The organism is Acetivibrio sp. MSJd-27, from assembly GCF_018918095.1.
Lineage (GTDB): Bacteria > Bacillota > Clostridia > UMGS1840 > HGM11507 > HGM11507.
This window is the reverse complement of record NZ_JAHLPV010000018.1, coordinates 1-17,744: the sequence shown is the minus strand read 5'-3', so window position 1 is coordinate 17,744 and position 17,744 is coordinate 1. Positions and strand designations below refer to the sequence as shown.

Annotated in this window: 13 protein-coding genes; 9 read left to right on the top strand and 4 right to left on the bottom strand. The window is 42.8% G+C overall.

All coding sequences use genetic code 11. The features are described 5' to 3' along the window. Positions 1–4: 4 nt before the first annotated feature. The 6 genes from KQI32_RS07595 (at position 5) to KQI32_RS07570 (ending at position 10,307) form a co-directional block, all read left to right on the top strand. Complete coding sequence (locus KQI32_RS07595; RefSeq protein ID WP_177692128.1) at positions 5–2,659, top strand: FAD-dependent oxidoreductase; 2,655 nt, start codon at positions 5–7, stop codon at positions 2,657–2,659. A 215-nt stretch (positions 2,660–2,874) separates the two neighbouring features. Further along, complete coding sequence (locus tag KQI32_RS07590) at positions 2,875–3,639, top strand: 6-phosphogluconolactonase (RefSeq protein WP_177692127.1); 765 nt, start codon at positions 2,875–2,877, stop codon at positions 3,637–3,639. 231 nt (positions 3,640–3,870) lie between these two features. Then, positions 3,871–6,129: an AraC family transcriptional regulator gene (locus KQI32_RS07585; RefSeq protein ID WP_177692126.1), complete on the top strand. Its 2,259-nt coding sequence runs from the start codon at positions 3,871–3,873 to the stop codon at positions 6,127–6,129. 247 nt (positions 6,130–6,376) lie between these two features. Beyond that, positions 6,377–7,366 carry a sugar ABC transporter permease gene (locus KQI32_RS07580; protein WP_216424567.1) on the top strand — a complete coding sequence of 330 codons (990 nt, stop codon included), beginning with the start codon at positions 6,377–6,379 and terminating at the stop codon, positions 7,364–7,366. Between the two features lie 13 nt (positions 7,367–7,379). Next, complete coding sequence (locus tag KQI32_RS07575; protein ID WP_216424566.1) at positions 7,380–8,306, top strand: carbohydrate ABC transporter permease; 927 nt, start codon at positions 7,380–7,382, stop codon at positions 8,304–8,306. Between the two features lie 390 nt (positions 8,307–8,696). Then, positions 8,697–10,307, top strand: coding sequence for an extracellular solute-binding protein (locus KQI32_RS07570; RefSeq protein ID WP_216424565.1), 1,611 nt, complete (start codon positions 8,697–8,699; stop codon positions 10,305–10,307). Between the two features lie 293 nt (positions 10,308–10,600). Here KQI32_RS07570 and KQI32_RS07565 read toward each other — a convergent pair whose 3' ends face one another. Beyond that, the gene (locus KQI32_RS07565; protein WP_216424564.1) at positions 10,601–11,578 is read right to left on the bottom strand and encodes a P1 family peptidase; all 978 of its coding nucleotides are present in this window, start codon (positions 11,576–11,578) and stop codon (positions 10,601–10,603) included. A gap of 192 nt (positions 11,579–11,770) precedes the next feature. Between KQI32_RS07565 and KQI32_RS07560 the strand changes: the two genes are divergently transcribed. Next, positions 11,771–12,361 (top strand): ECF transporter S component, encoded by a 591-nt coding sequence (locus KQI32_RS07560; RefSeq protein ID WP_216424563.1) that lies wholly within the window; start codon positions 11,771–11,773, stop codon positions 12,359–12,361. A gap of 141 nt (positions 12,362–12,502) precedes the next feature. Here KQI32_RS07560 and KQI32_RS07555 read toward each other — a convergent pair whose 3' ends face one another. The 3 genes from KQI32_RS07555 to radA form a co-directional block, all read right to left on the bottom strand. Further along, the gene (locus KQI32_RS07555) at positions 12,503–13,483 is read right to left on the bottom strand and encodes an anti-sigma factor (protein WP_216424562.1); all 981 of its coding nucleotides are present in this window, start codon (positions 13,481–13,483) and stop codon (positions 12,503–12,505) included. 41 nt (positions 13,484–13,524) lie between these two features. After that, positions 13,525–14,106: an RNA polymerase sigma factor gene (locus KQI32_RS07550; RefSeq protein WP_216424561.1), complete on the bottom strand. Its 582-nt coding sequence runs from the start codon at positions 14,104–14,106 to the stop codon at positions 13,525–13,527. A gap of 185 nt (positions 14,107–14,291) precedes the next feature. After that, positions 14,292–15,650: a DNA repair protein RadA gene (radA, locus tag KQI32_RS07545; protein ID WP_216424560.1), complete on the bottom strand. Its 1,359-nt coding sequence runs from the start codon at positions 15,648–15,650 to the stop codon at positions 14,292–14,294. 463 nt (positions 15,651–16,113) lie between these two features. On the opposite strand from radA, the gene KQI32_RS07540 reads away from it, so the two are divergent. After that, on the top strand, positions 16,114–17,355 hold the full coding sequence (locus tag KQI32_RS07540) for a glycosyltransferase family 2 protein (RefSeq protein WP_216424559.1): 1,242 nt from the start codon (positions 16,114–16,116) through the stop codon (positions 17,353–17,355). Positions 17,356–17,475: 120 nt separating this feature from the next. Beyond that, positions 17,476–17,744: transposase (locus KQI32_RS07535; RefSeq protein ID WP_216423449.1), on the top strand; the 269-nt coding region annotated here is incomplete at its 3' end.

The following is a 17,744-nucleotide window of genomic DNA, read 5'->3' as shown; positions in this document are numbered from 1 at the left end:
AACCATGAAAAGAAATTTTGATTTACCGGTTGAAGTTGCCGGCGTGAAGTTCAGAAACCCGTTCTTCGTCGCTTCCGGTCCTACAACCAAGTCGGTAAAACAGTTGAGAAAAATTGATGAATGCGGCTGGGGCGGCGCATCCATTAAACTGACCATCGATCCGACCCCTTATATTAACAGGAGACCGAGATACGCAATGTTCAGCGACAGAAATGCACTGTGCTTTACGGTTGAAAAAAGGCTGAACTTTGAACAGGGGCTGCGTCTGATGGAGGATGCAAAGAAGGAACTTTCCAAGGAGTTAAAGCTGTTTGCGAATATTACATACGCTGGCGACGGGGATATTGTTGCCGGCTGGGTGAACATGGCGAAAAAGTTTGAGGAAGTCGGTGCGGATATCATTGAGTTGAATATGTGCTGCCCGAATATGTCCTTTAACTTACAGCTGTCTTCCGGCAATGACAACGCCTCAACAAAAAAGACAGGGGCTTCTCTTGGAATGAACGGGGAAGCGGTTGCTGAAATTGTAAGAGCAATCAAAAAAGAAATCAAAATCCCCCTGTTTGTCAAATTGACACCGGAAGGCGGTCAGATTGCACATGTGGCACAGGCCTGTTATGCAGCTGGTGCGGATGCGGTCGGCGGTACTTCCAACCGGATGGCGATCCCTCCGATTGACATTGAAGGCGATCCTTCAAAGGCACCGTATCATCTGCAGGATGAAATCTCTATGTCCTGCCACTGTAGCTCCTGGGTAAAACCGCTTGCACTGAGAGACTGTTATGAAATCCGTAAAGTCAACGGTCCTGAACCGAAAATCATGCAGGCTGGCGGTGTCAGAACGTGGTCTGACGCAGTCGAAATGTCCATGTGCGGAGCTGACTTGATCGGAATTTGTTCCGAAACTCTGATCAGCGGATTTGATTTCATCGGCGATGTGATCGATGGATGCCGTGATTATCTGCACAGACATGGCAAAGAAACGCTGGCTGATGTAAGAGACGCTATTGTATCAAAAGTAAAAACAGCTGCTGATGTAACTCTTTACGAAGGTTATGCACATATCAAAGACAACAATCTGGCTGCTCCCTGTAAAGCTGCTTGTGCTTTTAATGTTCCGGCTCAGGCGTATATCAATGCGGTTGCCAGAAAAGATTTCAAGAGAGCATATGAACTGATCACAGAAAAAGGTCCACTGCAGTCTCTCTGCGGATGGGTCTGTAACCACGAGTGTGAAAAGAGCTGTACCCGGGGCATAGCCGGTGAGGCAATTGCAATCCGGGATATCAAGAAATTTGTTCTGGAATATGGTGAAAAACAGGGATGGACTCCTGCTATCAATAAAGCAAAAGCAAATGGCCATAAAGTCGCTGTTATCGGTTCGGGACCTGCAGGTATGTCCGCGGCTTACAGCCTGGCTCTGGGTGGCTATGATGTCACCGTTTACGAAAAAGAAGCGGAATGCGGCGGTATGCTCAGATATGGTCTGCCCACATTCCGTATGGACAGGAACATCCTTGACAAAGAGCTCGAGACTATCAAAGACTTGGGGGTCAAATTTGTAAATAATACAGCTTTCGGAAAAGATATCACAGTGGATAGTCTGAAAGAAGAAGGATTTGATTCTATCTTCCTGGGAATCGGTGCATGGAAAGGCCGCACGCTCAATATTGAAAATGATGACGCAGAGGGCGTTGTGACAGCTGTTGACTTTCTGAAAGACGTCAATGAAGGAAAAATCAAATCTGTCAGCGATACCGTTGTGGTTATCGGCGGCGGCTTCACTGCGATGGATGCTGCAAGAGCTGCAAAACGCCTGGGCGCAAAAGATGTTTATGTTGCATACAGAAGAACCAGAGACGAAATGCCTGCAACTGGGGATGAAATTATCGACGCGGAGGAAGAAGGCATTAAGATTATTTATCTGGCTGCTCCGAAATCGATTCAGAAGAATGGCAACAAGGTCTCCGGCATCGTTCTGGAAACCCAGGTTCTGGGTGAAGTGGACAGCTCCAACCGGAGAAAACCGGAGGCAATTGTCAATGCGGATTATACCATCAACTGTGGTATGGTTATCGCCGCAACCGGACAAACGCCGGACAGTGCTTCCTGCCATAACATCGAAACAAAATGGGGTATGATTCAGGTAGATGAGAATGGTAAGACCAGTATTGAAGGCGTATACGCCGGCGGTGATGCAACGACTGTTAAGACTGTGATTGCTGCGATTGCAGCAGGCAGAAAATGTGCTGCAGCGATCGACAGAGACAACATGGGTGATAAAGCTACCATCAAATGGGAGCCGGTAACCAACGTTGTGAATCCGATTGATGTCCTGAAGAGAAACGACTTCATCGAAGATGAACCGAGAAAATCTTTGAATGTTGTTGATGCTGAGGCAAGAGTAAACAACTTTGAGACTTATGTCAGAACACTGACGGAGGAAGAAGCAGTTGCAGAAGCTTCCAGATGCCTGAAATGCGGCTGCGGCGAAGGGTGCCAGCTTTGTAAATCAATCTGCAGCGAGTTTGCTATCTACAATCCGCTGTCTGATAAGATTGAAATCAACAAGGATGAGTGTGTTGCCTGCGGAATGTGCTTTAATAGATGCCCGAATAAAAACATTGAAATGATTGACACCGGCATTGTTGTAAAATAACGAAAAGAAAGATATCCCCGCCTCTGTGAGTGTTGGGAACTACTTTCTTTTTTCGGCGGGGGTTGTACTCCCGCTGAATCGTTGCATAACGGGGCAATGTCCCTTATTGAAAATATTTTTTGGTGTGGACAGGGGGGATGGAAACGTCTCCCTGTCCAGCCGTCAAAAAGCCAGTGAAAAACTAAAATAAATAGGAAACAGAAAGGGAGATCAACATGTTAAAACAATTTCAGGTTGGCAAAATGGATGTAAAGGTTTTTGAAAAGAGAACCGAAATGGGTCAGGTTGCTGCGAAAGAGACAGCGGAAGCAATCAAAAAAGTAATCGCAGAAAAAGGTGAATGCTATATTATTTTTGCCGCTGCACCTTCCCAGGACGATTTAACCGCTGCCTTGGTTGAAGATAAATCAATCGACTGGACAAAGGTTACCGCTTATCATATGGATGAATATATCGGGCTGGATCCGGAAGCTCCTCAGGGCTTTGGAAATTATCTGAAAGAAAAATTATTCGGGCAGGTTCCGCTGAAAGCTGTTCATTACTTAAAGGATATCAAAGGTGAACCAGAGGAAGTTTGTGAAAAATACTCCGCTTTGCTGGAGGAACACAAACCGGATATCGTTTGCATGGGAATTGGCGAAAACGGTCATATCGCATTCAATGATCCGCATGTCGCTCATTTCGATGATGACAAACTGGTGAAAGTAGTGGATCTGGATGACACCTGCAGACAGCAGCAGGTAAACGATGGTTGCTTTAAGACTTTTGATGATGTTCCGAAATATGCATACACACTGACAATTCCTGCTTTGATGCTTCCGGAATATATTTTCTGTATCGTTCCTGCTCCGACAAAGGCAAATGCAGTAAAAGCAACCTGCCAGGGTATCATTACAGAACAGGTTCCTGCTACTATTTTAAGAATCCATGAGAATTCGAATTTGTATGTAGACTCTGACGCTGGAAAATACATTCTTTAAAGAGAAAAAGCAATATGTGTTTGAAAAGCCTGTACCGTACCGGTATGGGCTTTTTAAAATGTGGAAAAATAAAAAACAGAGAAATGAAATCAAAAATTTGATCTGAAAAATCGAGGAATATAGCACATAGGATTCTGTCAAACACAGTATTTTCTTTCATAACAGTAGCATTTTTTATAGAAATATGCTATAATTGTAGAGAATTTTAGGTTCAGAAAACAGGTGGAAATAATGAAAAAATGGATTGAGAATTGCAAAGCATTTTTTGGAAGCCGTTCGAATCGGAAGCTTATGTTGAATTATGGGATGATTGTACTGATTATTATCTCTTTTTCCGTATTCTCCTTTTTTGCTATGGGTTCTTTCTTGATTAGCCGATTTGACAGCAATAACGAGATTATTGTAAATACCCTGTCGCGTTCTTTGAACAATGTATTTAAAAAAATTGATGATATCAATAAGAGTCTGGTGGAATTGCAGGAGAACAATGATATTTTCTCAGATAATGGCATTATCCATGCGGATACAGCAACAAAAATTAAATTTTCTTCTCAAATTAATACATTGACGCTTAGCAATGACTTTATTGAAGAAATTGCCTTTATGAAGAAAGATCAAAATCATATGATCACTTCCCAGGGAACCGTGGACAAAACAGAATTCTTTGAAAAAAGATACAACTGTGAACAATATAATCTGAACTTTTTTAATATTATTGAGACGGATTATTATACGATTAAAGCACTGCCTTCTGCATACTATAAAAATTTGGTAAAATACCCCTCCGAAGATCCCCAGAGGCTTATGGTTTTTATCAAGAGTATACCATCTACAAACATAAACATCATACTATTTGTATCGGAGGAGCGGTTCCTGCGCTATACCAATCTGGAACAAATTGATGGTAAAATGACATTCCGGATTTATGATCAGGGCGACGAACTGATCTTCTCAAATGCTGCTGATGATTACCGGATAAATACGGGAAAGGTACCGCCGGAGTATAAGGAGGAGGTAATCAAGGAAGGTTCCAAAATATTATATGTCAAAAAATCCGATTACAATAACTTTTACTATATCGCAGAGATCAATAACTATGTGCGTACCAGTATGCTGATCAGTTGCATTTTATTGTTTTTGGGACTGATAACAGCCGCGTTTTTTGTAGTGATGCGCATTAAAAAGTCAAATAAAATTCTTGCAGAAGTGTACAGGGAGCTGGACATGGACGAGAATGAAAGTTATATTGACATGATCGATGAAGGTATTCTGGGTTTGAAGGCGGAGATTGAGGAGAGAAACGGACGTATCGACACAATGAAGCAGGAGATACAGAACAGTTTATTTGCAAAGCTGGTGCACAGCAGTTCCTATTACAACAAACATAAAAAAGCGGTGGAGATGGTATTTGAGAAGATCAGTGAAAGGGAAAAATATATTGTGATTTCCCTGGAGGTTATTAAAGAGAACTCGTACTCGCCCAAGTATGAGGTGGAGGCGTTTTCAGAAAAATTTTCTGATATGAGCATACAGGAGATCACCATAGAGGAGCAGGGTGGAAAATATTTGTTCATTTTGGGAATGTACGACACCACATCCATCGAATTGCTGACGGATGAAATCAATAAAACAGCCAAGGAGATACGTAGCAGGGATATCGATATTCTGGTTTCGGTGAGCAAAGAATTTTTTGGACTTAGCGGTATCTATGAAGCGTACGGCGATATTAAAATCTGCCGAGATTACAGAGGGGTTAACGACAAGGAAAGCGTTTTGCATATAAAAGATATCAAATATGGAAGCTACTTATATATTCCGTTGAATTTCAAGGATGAATTTACAAGCAAGATGGTGACAAAAGAAGAACAAGCCTTGAAAGATTACTGCAAAGAAATTTTTCAAGTGAATTTAAAGAATAATATCCCGATCATCAAATTTGAATTTCTTTTAAGAACAATGCAAAATGCGATCATAGAAGTGCTCTCCACCAACAAAAAAGGAAAATCAGAATTGTTTGAGATAGAACAGGTTTTCCTGAGCAGAATCGAGCATCTGAAAGAAGATTATGACTTTGAAGGTGTTATCAATAGCTTTTATAATCTGCTGCATCTGAGCATTGCCATGTGCGACAGCAAAAAGAATACCTTAAACCGGGCTGACGTTATCAAGTATATCAATACCCATTATAATGAGGATTTGTATCTGGAGAAAATCGCCTCGGTATTTGACACGACATCAAAATACTTTTCAAACTACTTTAAAAAAGAATTTTCGATTGGATTTAGTGAATATCTAACACAAATCAGGATTTCTCATGCAAAGAAACTGCTGATCGAATCAAAAAGTTCGCTAGGCGAAATCGGTGAGAAAGTAGGGTATTTTAATCAAGCTACTTTTGCGGTAGCGTTCAAAAAGAATGTGGGCGTACCGCCTGGGAAATACAGGGATATGCATAAAAACACGGGAGATGACAAGAAAAAAGAAAATTGAATATCAAAATATCTACAAATATAAAAAAATCCACATGTGGAAAAACCGCTGGCATCATAAGGTTCGAAGGCTTTTTTGAAAAAAAGAAGGATATTTAAAAGTCGGTTGAAAAAGAAATATTTACGCGGTACGTCCTTTTCTATATAATACAGTCATGAGCTTTCCCATGCAAGTTATGGGGAGGAGAACGGTATTTTTCATAAGATAAAGAAAAATATTAAAAATAATTTTGAGGGGGTCAACAAAGATGGCGAAAGCGTCAAAGGCAGATGTTTCCACAACGGTCACTGTAAGAAAAAGGACCTTGGGCGAACGTCTCAAAAAAGACTGGCAATTGATTTTACTAGCATTGCCTGGCGTTGTTTTCTATATCATCTTCCGCTATGGACCGATGTATGGTTTGACAATCGCATTTAAAGATTACGGTATTTACACGGGTATTTTGGGGAGTCCGTGGATAGGGTTTAAGAATTTTGTCGAATTCTTTAATATTCAAAACGGATGGACTGGTTTTGCATCCAGCGATTTTCTACCGTTGTTCCGCAACACGTTGTTATTGGGGCTATATTCGTTGTTCTGGGGTTTTCCCTTCCCAATTCTATTTGCAATTCTGCTGAACGAAGTAAAGAATTCAAAATTCAAAAAGCTCGTTCAGACAACCAGCTTCCTTCCTTCCTTCCTGTCCGTTGTTGTCGTATGTTCTATGCTGGTTGACATGCTTTCCCCGAGCAACGGCGCGATTAATTCATTGCTGAAAGCAATCGGCTTGGTAGGGGAAGACGGATATTATTTCATGATCAAGCCGGAATGGTTCCGCACCATTTATATTGCCAGTGATATTTGGCAAAACTGTGGCTACAACGCAATCATCTATGTTGCTGCTCTTGCAGGAGTTGATCAGCAGCTTTATGAGGCGGCAAAAATCGATGGCTGCGGCAGAATAAAGAGTATGTGGTATGTTACCCTTCCAAGTATCCTGCCTACTGTTGCGACAATGTTTATCATGCGTTCCGGTAATCTGATCAAAATCGGTTACGAGAAAGTTATTCTGTTATATCAGCCGGCTACTTATAGTGTTGCTGATATTTTTGGAACCTTTGTATATAGAAAAGGTATAATCGACATGGACTATAGTTACTCTACTGCTGTAGGCCTGTTTGAATCAACTGTAGCGTTAATTTTGGTTATCACTTGCAATACCATCAGCCGTAAGTTAACCGAAACAAGCTTGTGGTAAGGGGGTAAGGAGAATGAGTGGATTAGTAAAAACAAGAAAACCAAAAAGCAAGCTGGATCGCTATACACTGTTCGACTATATTAATGTCGTACTGATGCTTCTTGTTATTTTTATAACATTGTACCCGGTTTGGTATGTACTTTGTATCTCTTTAAGTTCATCGGAAGCGATTAACCAGGGGGTTGTCAATTTCCTGCCGATGAAGTTTTCGGAAACTGCCGGAAAGATTGTCCCCGGATTCAGCTTTGAGGCCTATGGGAAAATTCTTTCCACACCAAAGATTCCGCGGGCATATTGGAATACCATCCGCTACACAGGCGTTGGTGTTGTGTGCGAACTGCTAATGACAATCATGTTCGCTTATCCGCTTTCAAGAAAGACATTCATATTCCGGAAACCCTTGATGGTAATGGTGACGATTACGATGTTCTTTTCCGGCGGTTTGATTCCTACATATCTGATTGTAAGCTCCTTGGGCCTGCTTGACAGCATGTGGGGGTTGATTATTCCGAACTTGATTTGGACATTTGACCTGATTATTTTGAAAAACTTTTTCGAGGGAATTCCGCATGAGTTGTATGAGGCAGCTATTGTAGACGGAGCCAGTGAGTTCAGGATTATGACTACCATTTTTGTCCCTCTGGCAAAACCTTCTATCGCGGCCATTGCACTGTTCTTTATCATGGGTAACTGGAACAGCTTCCTGATCCCGTCTATCTATCTTACCTCTGCGGATAAATATCCATTGCAGGTAGTTTTGAGAGACATGCTTATGAATGATACGACCAAGGTTTCCGATATCATGGACGATGCGAAATTTACACCGGAAGCATTGAAGAACGCAACCATCTTTGTTTCCATTCTTCCCATGCTGGTTGTTTATCCTTGGCTGCAGAAATTCTTTATTAAGGGCTTAACAGTTGGAGCTGTAAAAGGATAATTGATCAACTTCGATGCGTGAAAAGGAAATAGAATGAATAAAAAGAATCGGTATACAGTACCGGTTCTTTTTGCATTTCAATAGATTGTATATGATCGATTGGTGGAGATAGCAAATAAAACCACCACAAGGAGACTTATTTTCGGGCGAAAAACAAATCAGACATTATGTAAACAGTGAAACAACATGGAAAAAGGCAGCAAACTTAAAATTGGTATCAGCATTATAAACAAAAATTGCAATAAAAAACTGTAAAATAACACAAAAAAGAAGAGTTGAGTCTATTTTTATTGACACTCTATTTGGGTGTGATATAATAAGATTGCATCTATAGGATGAATGGGGAAATGCATGAAGCCCAGTTAAGGGCTGAGTTAAAGGAGGAAATTTATGAAGACCAAAAAGTGGATGGCTGCGGGGCTTTCCGCAGTGCTGGCTGTTTCGATGTTCAGCGGCTGTGGCAACAGCAGCGAAGTGGACGTAGGAACGATGACAAGTGAAGAAATCGCAAAATTTGAGCAGGATACAGGCGGATTGAAGCTGCCCCTTGACAAAAAAGGGACAACCCTTACTATTCTTTGCGACACGGACAAAGACAGCAATAATAGTATTGTTATCAATGAACTTCGCCGCAGAACTGGAATCAATCTTCAGCTGATTCAAGTACCCAGAGCGACAATTAAAGAAAAAGCCCGGGTGATGGTTGCGTCAAAGGATGAAATGCCAGATATCTTTAGCGGCGGCATGACGATTGCCGAGGTGAACGATATTGCAACACAGGGAGCTTTTGAACCAGTCACTGACCACATAGATGAATTGCCTAACTTCAAGAGCATTTTTATTGACAATGCCGCGGAGCTTGGAACAGCAAAGGTAATGAAAAGCTTTACTGCCTCTGACGGAAAGCTTTATGTTTTCCCGGGATATGATGTGCAGCGTGATGTAAATCATGGTATGCTGTATCGAAAAGATATTTTTGACAAACATAATATCCCAATGTGGAACAGCCCTGAAACGTTCTACGACGCGCTGAAAAAATTGAAATCGATTTATCCCAACTCCATCCCGATGGTTTCCAAAACCAAAGATACCATCTTCAACCAGATCGGGCAGAGCTGGGGCTTGGGGAGTGAGTCTCCCGGTATCTATTACAATGCGGACACCAACACTTGGAAGTACGCGTCCACCGATCCGAAATACAAGGAAATGTTGGATTTCTTAAAGAAGTTGTATGATGAAAAGCTGCTGGATCCTGAATTTTTAACGGCTACTCAGGCAGCATGGACTTCCAAGATGACACAGGCGGAAACCTCTTTTGTTACATTTGACTGGATCGGACGACTGGAAATGTTCTATGAACAGGCGAAGGCGACCGTTCCCGATTATGATTTGAGATATGCAAACCCGATTGGACCCACTCAGAAAGTGATTACTCTGGCGAAAGCGAATGGCGGACCTGCTATCAAGAAATCAAAAAACAGTGAATTGGCAATGAAACTGGAAGATTATCTGCTTAGCCAGAATGGCGCAGAGTTGATGACTTGCGGTGTGGAAGGTGTTACTTTCAACTGGAATGCAGATAAAACGCAGGCGCAGTATATCGGTGTAGAGCCTAATCAGTTCAGCGATATCAATATCATGGAAGAGAAATACGGGTTATATGTTTCTGGTCTTTATAAGAGATTTGACCGGAAATCCGGTTATTTTGACTTCACAGAAAAAGAGCAGGAAGCTCAAGATATGATGCTGAACAAAGAAGGCGGCGGATTTATTCCCGAACCGCCGGAAGTGACTTTGACAAACGAAGAGCAGGATATCCGGTCCCAGTATGATCCGAAGGTGAGAAAAGCTGCTGCAGAATTTGCTTCTAAATATATTCTGACCAATGATCAGACTGGGGACAAAGCATGGGAAGCATGGCTGAAACAGGCAGAACAGCTTGGGGCAAAAAATGTTGAGGATGTCTATAATGCAGCACAGGCTCGTTATGATGCGAAATAATAATCTCACAAACCTCTAGGCATTAAAATGCCAAGATTTCCAAAGGATATTTGATGAAAAAAGCCATCCAATTTTGGATGGCTTTTTTGCTTTCTTTCCTCTTTTCATTTGGCTTGGGGAAAACGGTTTTTTGGCAGCTTGAAGATTATAACTGTGGGCAAGATGTCCCCCGCCTCGAAAGAAGGCGAGTTCCATATCCGCAGTCAGCGGGAGCGCAATCTCCTGCTGACTGCGGCACTGCCAAGCAGTGTTCTTGTCCTCGTTGAATGACGGGACAAGTCCTTATTGGAAAATCAACTTAAAAAATCGGATGCCACAGGATACCCATACATTGCAGTGGCGGAGAGAACAGCACGGTTTACTGCCTTTGCCATTACCCAAGAGCCCAAGGTGCCGACCACATCCAAGTCCGCAGAGATGCTGCCGGTGGAGAGGCCATAAATGCTGTCACCGTCCGCTGAAGTGTGAACGGGACGGATCGTTCTCGCATAGCCATTATGGGCCATCATTGCGATTTTTTTCATCTGTACTTTATGAAATGCTGCATTTGTAACAATAGCTCCTATCGTGGTGTTTCCAGTGAAAAGATTTTTCATTCCCGTATAGGAACGGTAGAATTCGGTCTCAGTATCGCGAAATCCATTTTTTTCTTCATTTAAAAGCCCGGCTAGTTTTTTTCCTGTTTCACAATCGTATATATCCCCCAAAGCGTTGACAGCGACAACTGCACCTACTTTCAAATCGCCGAGCTGGACGGCATAGCAGCCTAATCCGGATTTCATCATAAAATCAGTCCCGTAAAACTTTCCGACAGCCGCGCCAGTGCCAGCGCCAATGTTCCCGGAATCATTCCGTTTACGCTGGGCATCCATACATGCGCGGTACGCCATAGCAGCGTCGGGACGCACTTTATGATTTGCCAGTTCCAGATCAAACAGGCAGGCTGTACAGACAATCGGCACCACGGTCATTCCTACGTCAAAGCCGATTCCCTTTTCCTCCAGATAGCGCATTACGCCTCCGGCGGCGTCCAGTCCGTAAGCGCTGCCGCCGGATAATACTAAAGCATGGATTTCATTGTTGGAAGCGGTAGGATCGAGAAGCTGAGTTTCTCGGGACGCTGGAGCACCGCCCCGTACATCCAATCCGGCGGGAGCTCCCTTTTCACAGAGCAGTACCGTACAGCCGGTAGCATTGGCATAGTCTTGTGCATGACCTATGCTGAGGTTTTCAATTTTCGATATCGGTATTTCGTGATATAACTTGCTCATTGTTTCCTCCTGGAAATATGTTTCACAATTATTTTATTTATCATACCATATTAAAAACACTCTTGCAACTGTCGCAAATATTATGTATAATGATTATTGAATTGTTCTGCCCGGATGGGATTTTCCACCGGGACGGATTGCACTGAGTGCACAGTTCAATAAAAAATAAAATACAGAAAGGAAAAGACCAAAATGAAGACAAACACCAAACAACTTGTACAACTGGCACTTTTGACGGCTGTGATTCTTGTGATGGCTTTTACCCCCATCGGTTATCTTAAAACACTGGGATTGGAGATAACCTTGATTGTTGTCCCGGTAGCGATAGGCGCAGTTCTTCTAGGGCCGAAAGGCGGCGCTGTTTTGGGTACAGTGTTCGGAGTGACCAGTTTTATTCAATGCTTTGGAATGAGCCCGTTCGGAGCGGCGCTCTTGAGCATTAGTCCAGTAGGGACGTTCATTACTTGTATCATTCCCCGAATCTTAGCCGGATGGCTTTCTGGCGTTGTGTATGCTGTCCTGAAAAGAGGGAAGGCAGAGAAAGCGTCGGTGTGGATTGCTAATTTAAGCTGTCCTTTACTCAACACGGTTCTTTTTATGAGTTCCCTCGTCCTGTTTTTCTATAATACGGAATATATTCAGGGCTTTGCGGCGACGCTGGGGGCAGCGAATCCGTTTGCATTTATCATTTTGTTTGTAGGAGTGAACGGACTGATTGAAGCGGCAACCTGCTTTGTGTTAGGTTCTGCAGTATCAAAAGCTTTGATTCACTTAAAGAAATAAAATTTCAACGGAAAAGCCAATATGAATAGGTGTTCGAACAAAGACAACGGGCCGGTGATTATCGTCACCGGCCCGTTGTCTTTCTGATATAAACATACAATTTCTTTCAGACTTGTTTTGTAGATATGTCTGTTAAATGATTCAAATTAGTTCAATGATGACGGCATCCCTATCGATACGGCTTGTCTCGGAAGAAAAATGAATGGAATACTCCAAATTTTTCAGCGCTTTGATTAAATCATTTTGATAGGAGCGCTGCATCTGATAACGGTTACCTCCTACTACCTGAAAAGTGGGAAGGGCGTAGAGCTGTTTCAAGGTTTGACTGTCCACAGTGCTGTGAATCACAAAGATTAATCCCTGTGTGGTGCGCGTCGACGCCGAATTGATGCCGTACTGTGAAGAAGCTCCGGAACCTCCTCCTGAATTGCCTTTGTCGGTCTCAGAAGTGAAACCTGAGCCAGTGGAAGGGGTCTCACTTTCGGGGGTCTGAGGAGAAGGGGTTGAAACCGGCGCCTTCGTCTGATAGGCCGTGTTGGGTTTTTGAACAGTGGAACCAGGCCGTTTTGAAGGAGCCTTGGTGGAAGTTTTGCTCTGTTCGTCTTCCGGCTTGTTTTCAGAGACAGTCGAATCATCGTAAACCTTTTCCTGTCCGTTGATTTCCTGCTGTATTTGAGTATGGGGCTGTTCTGCTTCCGTGCTATAATCTGATGCCTCCGGTGCGGATGTTACAGCCATAGGCAGATTGCTGTCAGAACCGGATTGATAATCAGCAGGCTTGAAATTGCCGCCATAAGCCATAATCATAATTGCAAAGGCGGCTGCAGCCGAGACAGCCAACCCATATTTGGGAAGAAATTTCAAAAAACTTCTTTTGTTTTCTTGTGGTTTTTCCAGATTTACTCTGATCAGGTTCTCCCTTAGCTTCACATTGAAGTTTTCCGGCAGAGGAGCCATAGGGATATCTTGCAGCTCCTGTTTAACCGCTTTGACAAACGCAAATTCCTCTTTGCATTGTGTACAAGTTTCAAGATGCTCCAGCAATCTGACCTCGTCCGCTTTGCCGAGGGTCCCGTCCATATATTCATAAAACATATTTTGAAATTTTTTACATTGGTTCATAGGATACACCTCACATTCCTACTAGTATAGACGGGAGCATTTTAAAAAAGTTCCTTATATTTCAGTAAGGAATTTTTTAGGGAAATTCTAGCCCGGTTGATCTTCGATTTTACCGTACCAATATTGGCGCCGGTGATCTCAGCGATTTCCTGATAACTCATTCCCTGAAGCTCTCTTAGAACGATCATTTTTTTGTGCTCATCATTCAGTTGTTGGATGGCCTCATAAAGAGCCTGTCTGCGTTCTTTTTTCAGGATTTCCTCTTCCACGTCAGCATTTTTGTCCTCCAACTGAAAAGAAGCTTCTCCATCCTCGAATTCGATTTGTGAATCGATGGAGATGTCATTCTTTTTATCCTTATTTTTTCGAATCATATCTAGACAAGTATTGGTTGTAATACGATACAACCAGGTGGAGAAAGATGAATTCTCCTGAAACTTGTCCAAATTTTTATAAACTTTTATAAATACCTCCTGGGAGGCGTCAAATGCATCCTGTTCGTTTGCGAGCATTCGAAGGGCAATGTTATATACCTTTTGCTGATGGACGCTTATCAGCTCTTCAAAACTGGCAACATGACCTTCCTTGCTCCGTCTTAACAGTTCCTTTTCTGTCATGTACATATAACCCCGCTTCTATAACCCTCGTCTCTGCAGACGGTTGGGTATTGAATTCTTAATACGGTGAGAATATATCTTAAATATCGCAGGGTTGAAATGCTTGCAAGGCATTTTTTGCTTCGCAAAAGCATTTCAATCTTGTTATAACCCCGCTTTTAACAAGGCGTGCGGTATTCCGAGAACGCCGTCTAGAATACTGCGCCGAAAGCCTCCAAAATATTTTTCACTCTTATTATTTCCATTCCCTCCAGAGAAAGACTCTCAGAGTTGGTGGAATACGGGATGATACAGCGTTTGAAACCCAATTTAAACGCTTCGTTCACCCTTTTTTCAACAAAACTTACATTCCGGATCTCACCGGTCAGTCCCATTTCTCCGAAAGCAACGGTATCATCGCCTACGGGATGGTTTTTGATATTGGAAGCAACCGCGAGGCAAATGCCCAAATCAGCGGCAGGTTCCATAACCTTTATCCCGCCTGTAATGTTCAGATAAATATCACTGGAGGATAGGTTAAATCCGGCTTTTTTTTCCAAAACAGCCATTATCATGCTGGCGCGGTTAAAATCAAGCCCCGTAGTCATCCGTCTGGGGGCAGCATAGGCACTGTGAGCGGTAAGGCCTTGAATCTCTGCCAGGATGGGACGGGTGCCCTCCATCGTGCAGATGACGATCGTGCCGCTCACATTTTTCGGTCTGCCCTCCAGAAAAACCTGGGAGGGATTGCCCACTTCTAGAAGACCTCTGTCGGTCATTTCAAACACACCGATCTCATCTGTAGAACCATAACGGTTTTTAACCGCCCGGATAATTCGGAAATTGGAATACCGCTCTCCTTCAAACTGAAGGACACAGTCCACCATATGCTCCAAAACCTTGGGACCTGCAATCATCCCCTCTTTTGTAACATGCCCGACGATAAAGACCGTAATATTATTCTCTTTTGCAAAGCGTGTCATTTTCAAAGTGCATTCCCGGACTTGGGATACGCTGCCGGGAGCGGAAGAAATGTCCTCGGCGTAGACGGTCTGGATAGAGTCCACAATGACCACATTTGGTTTTAGTGTCTGGGCATCCGCTATCAGCCCATCAATATTCGTATTAGACGATAAAAATATATTTTCGTTTCCATCCTTTAATCGGTTTGCACGAAGCTTGATCTGCTCCACAGACTCTTCTGCCGAGCAGTAAAGAATTTTAAAATTTTTCTGGATGTTCAGGCACATCTGCAAGAGAAGGGTTGATTTTCCGATACCCGGATCGCCGCCTACCAGATTGACTGAGCCGATAACGGCGCCGTTTCCCAGAACACGATCCAGTTCTCTGTATCCTGTAATGAAACGGATTTCTTTTCCAACTTCGATATCGCTCATTTTTTTCGGTTTGCTGTTTGTGACCACGCTGCTGTAGCGGTTCTGTTTCGCCTCTTTTTTCATAACCTCCTCGGTGAAGGTATTCCAATGTTCGCAGCCGGGACATTTTCCCAACCATTTGGGCGATTCATAACCGCATTCACTGCAATAAAAAACCGTTTTTACAGACGCCATTTTCTCACTTCCTTTATGCTTTGCAGATCCCGTCAAAATTATTTTTCTATTCTTCGAATTCATAAATCATAGAGCAAAGTATCCAAACCTGTTTTTTTGAACCATTATTTTCCGCTATGCCTTTATCAAAATGCCGCACAATTTTGTAATGTTCCGTCAGGATTACCTGCTCTTTTTCCTTGTCTTGCGAAAAATTTGTTCTGTGAAAACCATACTGGTTCCGACGCTCTAATGCTTAACCGATATTGCCATTTTATCAAATAAAACAAAGTTTGTCTACTGGTCCTTCATAAATATAGAGAAAAAGCATAAACTAAAGAGAAAAGAAGAATCCAAAATCTTCAAAAAATCAGAATTTCATCAAAATCGCTTGCAAATAAAAGCCAGTTGGTGTAAAATACTCTAAGTAGATAGAAAAGTGGATGAAAAGAGTACTTAGAAAAATCATTTGGAGGCGCAAAGAATGAGAACAGTCGTATATGCGTTATCGATATTGATCCAACTGTTTATTTTGTTTATCGGATTGTATCATTGCGTAATTGGTGTCTTTGCTTTTATTGAACGAAAAAAGAAAACAGATATTCCCAACAAAAAGAATATGTTTGCAATGGTTGTCGCCGCTCATAATGAACACAGTGTAATCAAGCAGATGGTGCAAAGTTTAAGAAATCTTGACTACGACAAAGAAAAGTACGATATCTTTGTGATTGCGGATAACTGCACGGATGACACGGCCAAAATTGCCGCGGAAGCCGGCGCGCTGGTGCATGAACGCTTCAATTCAGAAAAACGGGGAAAAGGCTATGCGCTGGAGTGGATGTTTGAGAAGATATTCAAGATGGAAAAACATTATGATGCCATCTGTATTTTCGATGCGGATAATATTGTCGATCCGCAGTACTTAAACGAGATTAACAAAAAGCTGAATGAGGGTTACAAAGCTGTTCAGGGATATGTTGACACCAAAAACCCCAACGATTCATGGATTACAGCATCCTATGCGATTTCTTTCTGGTGCTTGAACAAGGTGTTTCAGACGGCAAGGAGCAATGCAGGTCTTTCCAATCAGATCAATGGTACCGGCTTTGCCCTGCGCACCGAGGTCCTCAAGGAAATGGGCTGGGGTGCCACCTGTTTGACGGAAGACATGGAATTTACCATGAAGTTGATTCTGAATAATATCAAAGTTGGCTGGGCAAAAAAAGCGGTTATCTATGATGAAAAGCCGCTGACGTTATCTCAGTCCTTTAAACAGAGGACAAGATGGATGCAGGGACATACCGATGTGGCTTCCCGTTTTGTGAAACCTCTTGCAAAAAAATGGCTGAAGGATAATGACTGGGCCGCTTTTGACGGAATGATTTACCTTTTCCAGCCGATTCTTTTGGTTGCTATGCTGATATCTACCACAATGTCAATTGTGCAGCTGTTTTACCCTACCGTACAATTCTGGTTTACACCAAATTTAGCGATACCGGCAGCGGCGTGGAATGTTATCATGCTGGTTCAGCTGGCCTTTTTCCCGTTTATTCTCTGGCTGGAAAAGAAGCTGACCTTTAAGATGCTGCTTTACTATATTCCTTATATTGCTTTCACCTACACTTGGATGCCGATTGCGGCGGTGGGTATGGCGAAAAAGAACCAGAAAGAATGGTTTCATACACAGCATACCAGAAAAATTAGCATTGATGAATTGGAATCTTAAATAGAAAAACGCGCCGATGAAATCGGCGCGTCAGCCTGTCGAAAAAGTCCAGTATACACTGGGCTTTTTTGCGTATGTGTGGTAAAATAAAGATAAGAAAAGACTGGGGAGGGACGGCGTGTGCTAGCAAAAGAGCAGGAATTGCGCAGAAATGTAGTAGAAATCCTATGTTTGGAGGAGCTGGTTCCATCGGAGCATCTGCTGCGGCAGATTGACAGCGCGGTGGATTTTACGCATCTGTACGACTTGGTGGATGCGCTTTACAGCCGTGACAACGGCCGTCCCAGCATTGACCCGGTGGTATTGTTCAAAATTGTGTTCATCCAGCACCTGTACGGCATCCCCTCGCTGCGCCGTACCATGCAGGAGATTGGCATGAACATCGCATA

Bases quoted from the DNA above. Each gene is read 5' to 3' on its own strand.
- KQI32_RS07550 (WP_216424561.1), bottom strand. From the start codon at position 14,106: ATGTACATGACAGAAAAGGAACTGTTAAGACGGAGCAAGGAAGGTCAT.
- KQI32_RS07565 (WP_216424564.1), bottom strand. From the start codon at position 11,578: ATGAGCAAGTTATATCACGAAATACCGATATCGAAAATTGAAAACCTC.
- KQI32_RS07575 (WP_216424566.1), top strand. From the start codon at position 7,380: ATGAGTGGATTAGTAAAAACAAGAAAACCAAAAAGCAAGCTGGATCGC.
- KQI32_RS07560 (WP_216424563.1), top strand. From the start codon at position 11,771: ATGAAGACAAACACCAAACAACTTGTACAACTGGCACTTTTGACGGCT.
- KQI32_RS07540 (WP_216424559.1), top strand. From the start codon at position 16,114: ATGAGAACAGTCGTATATGCGTTATCGATATTGATCCAACTGTTTATT.
- KQI32_RS07585 (WP_177692126.1), top strand. From the start codon at position 3,871: ATGAAAAAATGGATTGAGAATTGCAAAGCATTTTTTGGAAGCCGTTCG.
- radA (WP_216424560.1), bottom strand. From the start codon at position 15,650: ATGGCGTCTGTAAAAACGGTTTTTTATTGCAGTGAATGCGGTTATGAA.
- KQI32_RS07570 (WP_216424565.1), top strand. From the start codon at position 8,697: ATGAAGACCAAAAAGTGGATGGCTGCGGGGCTTTCCGCAGTGCTGGCT.
- KQI32_RS07555 (WP_216424562.1), bottom strand. From the start codon at position 13,483: ATGAACCAATGTAAAAAATTTCAAAATATGTTTTATGAATATATGGAC.
- KQI32_RS07580 (WP_216424567.1), top strand. From the start codon at position 6,377: ATGGCGAAAGCGTCAAAGGCAGATGTTTCCACAACGGTCACTGTAAGA.
- KQI32_RS07590 (WP_177692127.1), top strand. From the start codon at position 2,875: ATGTTAAAACAATTTCAGGTTGGCAAAATGGATGTAAAGGTTTTTGAA.
- KQI32_RS07595 (WP_177692128.1), top strand. From the start codon at position 5: ATGAAAAGAAATTTTGATTTACCGGTTGAAGTTGCCGGCGTGAAGTTC.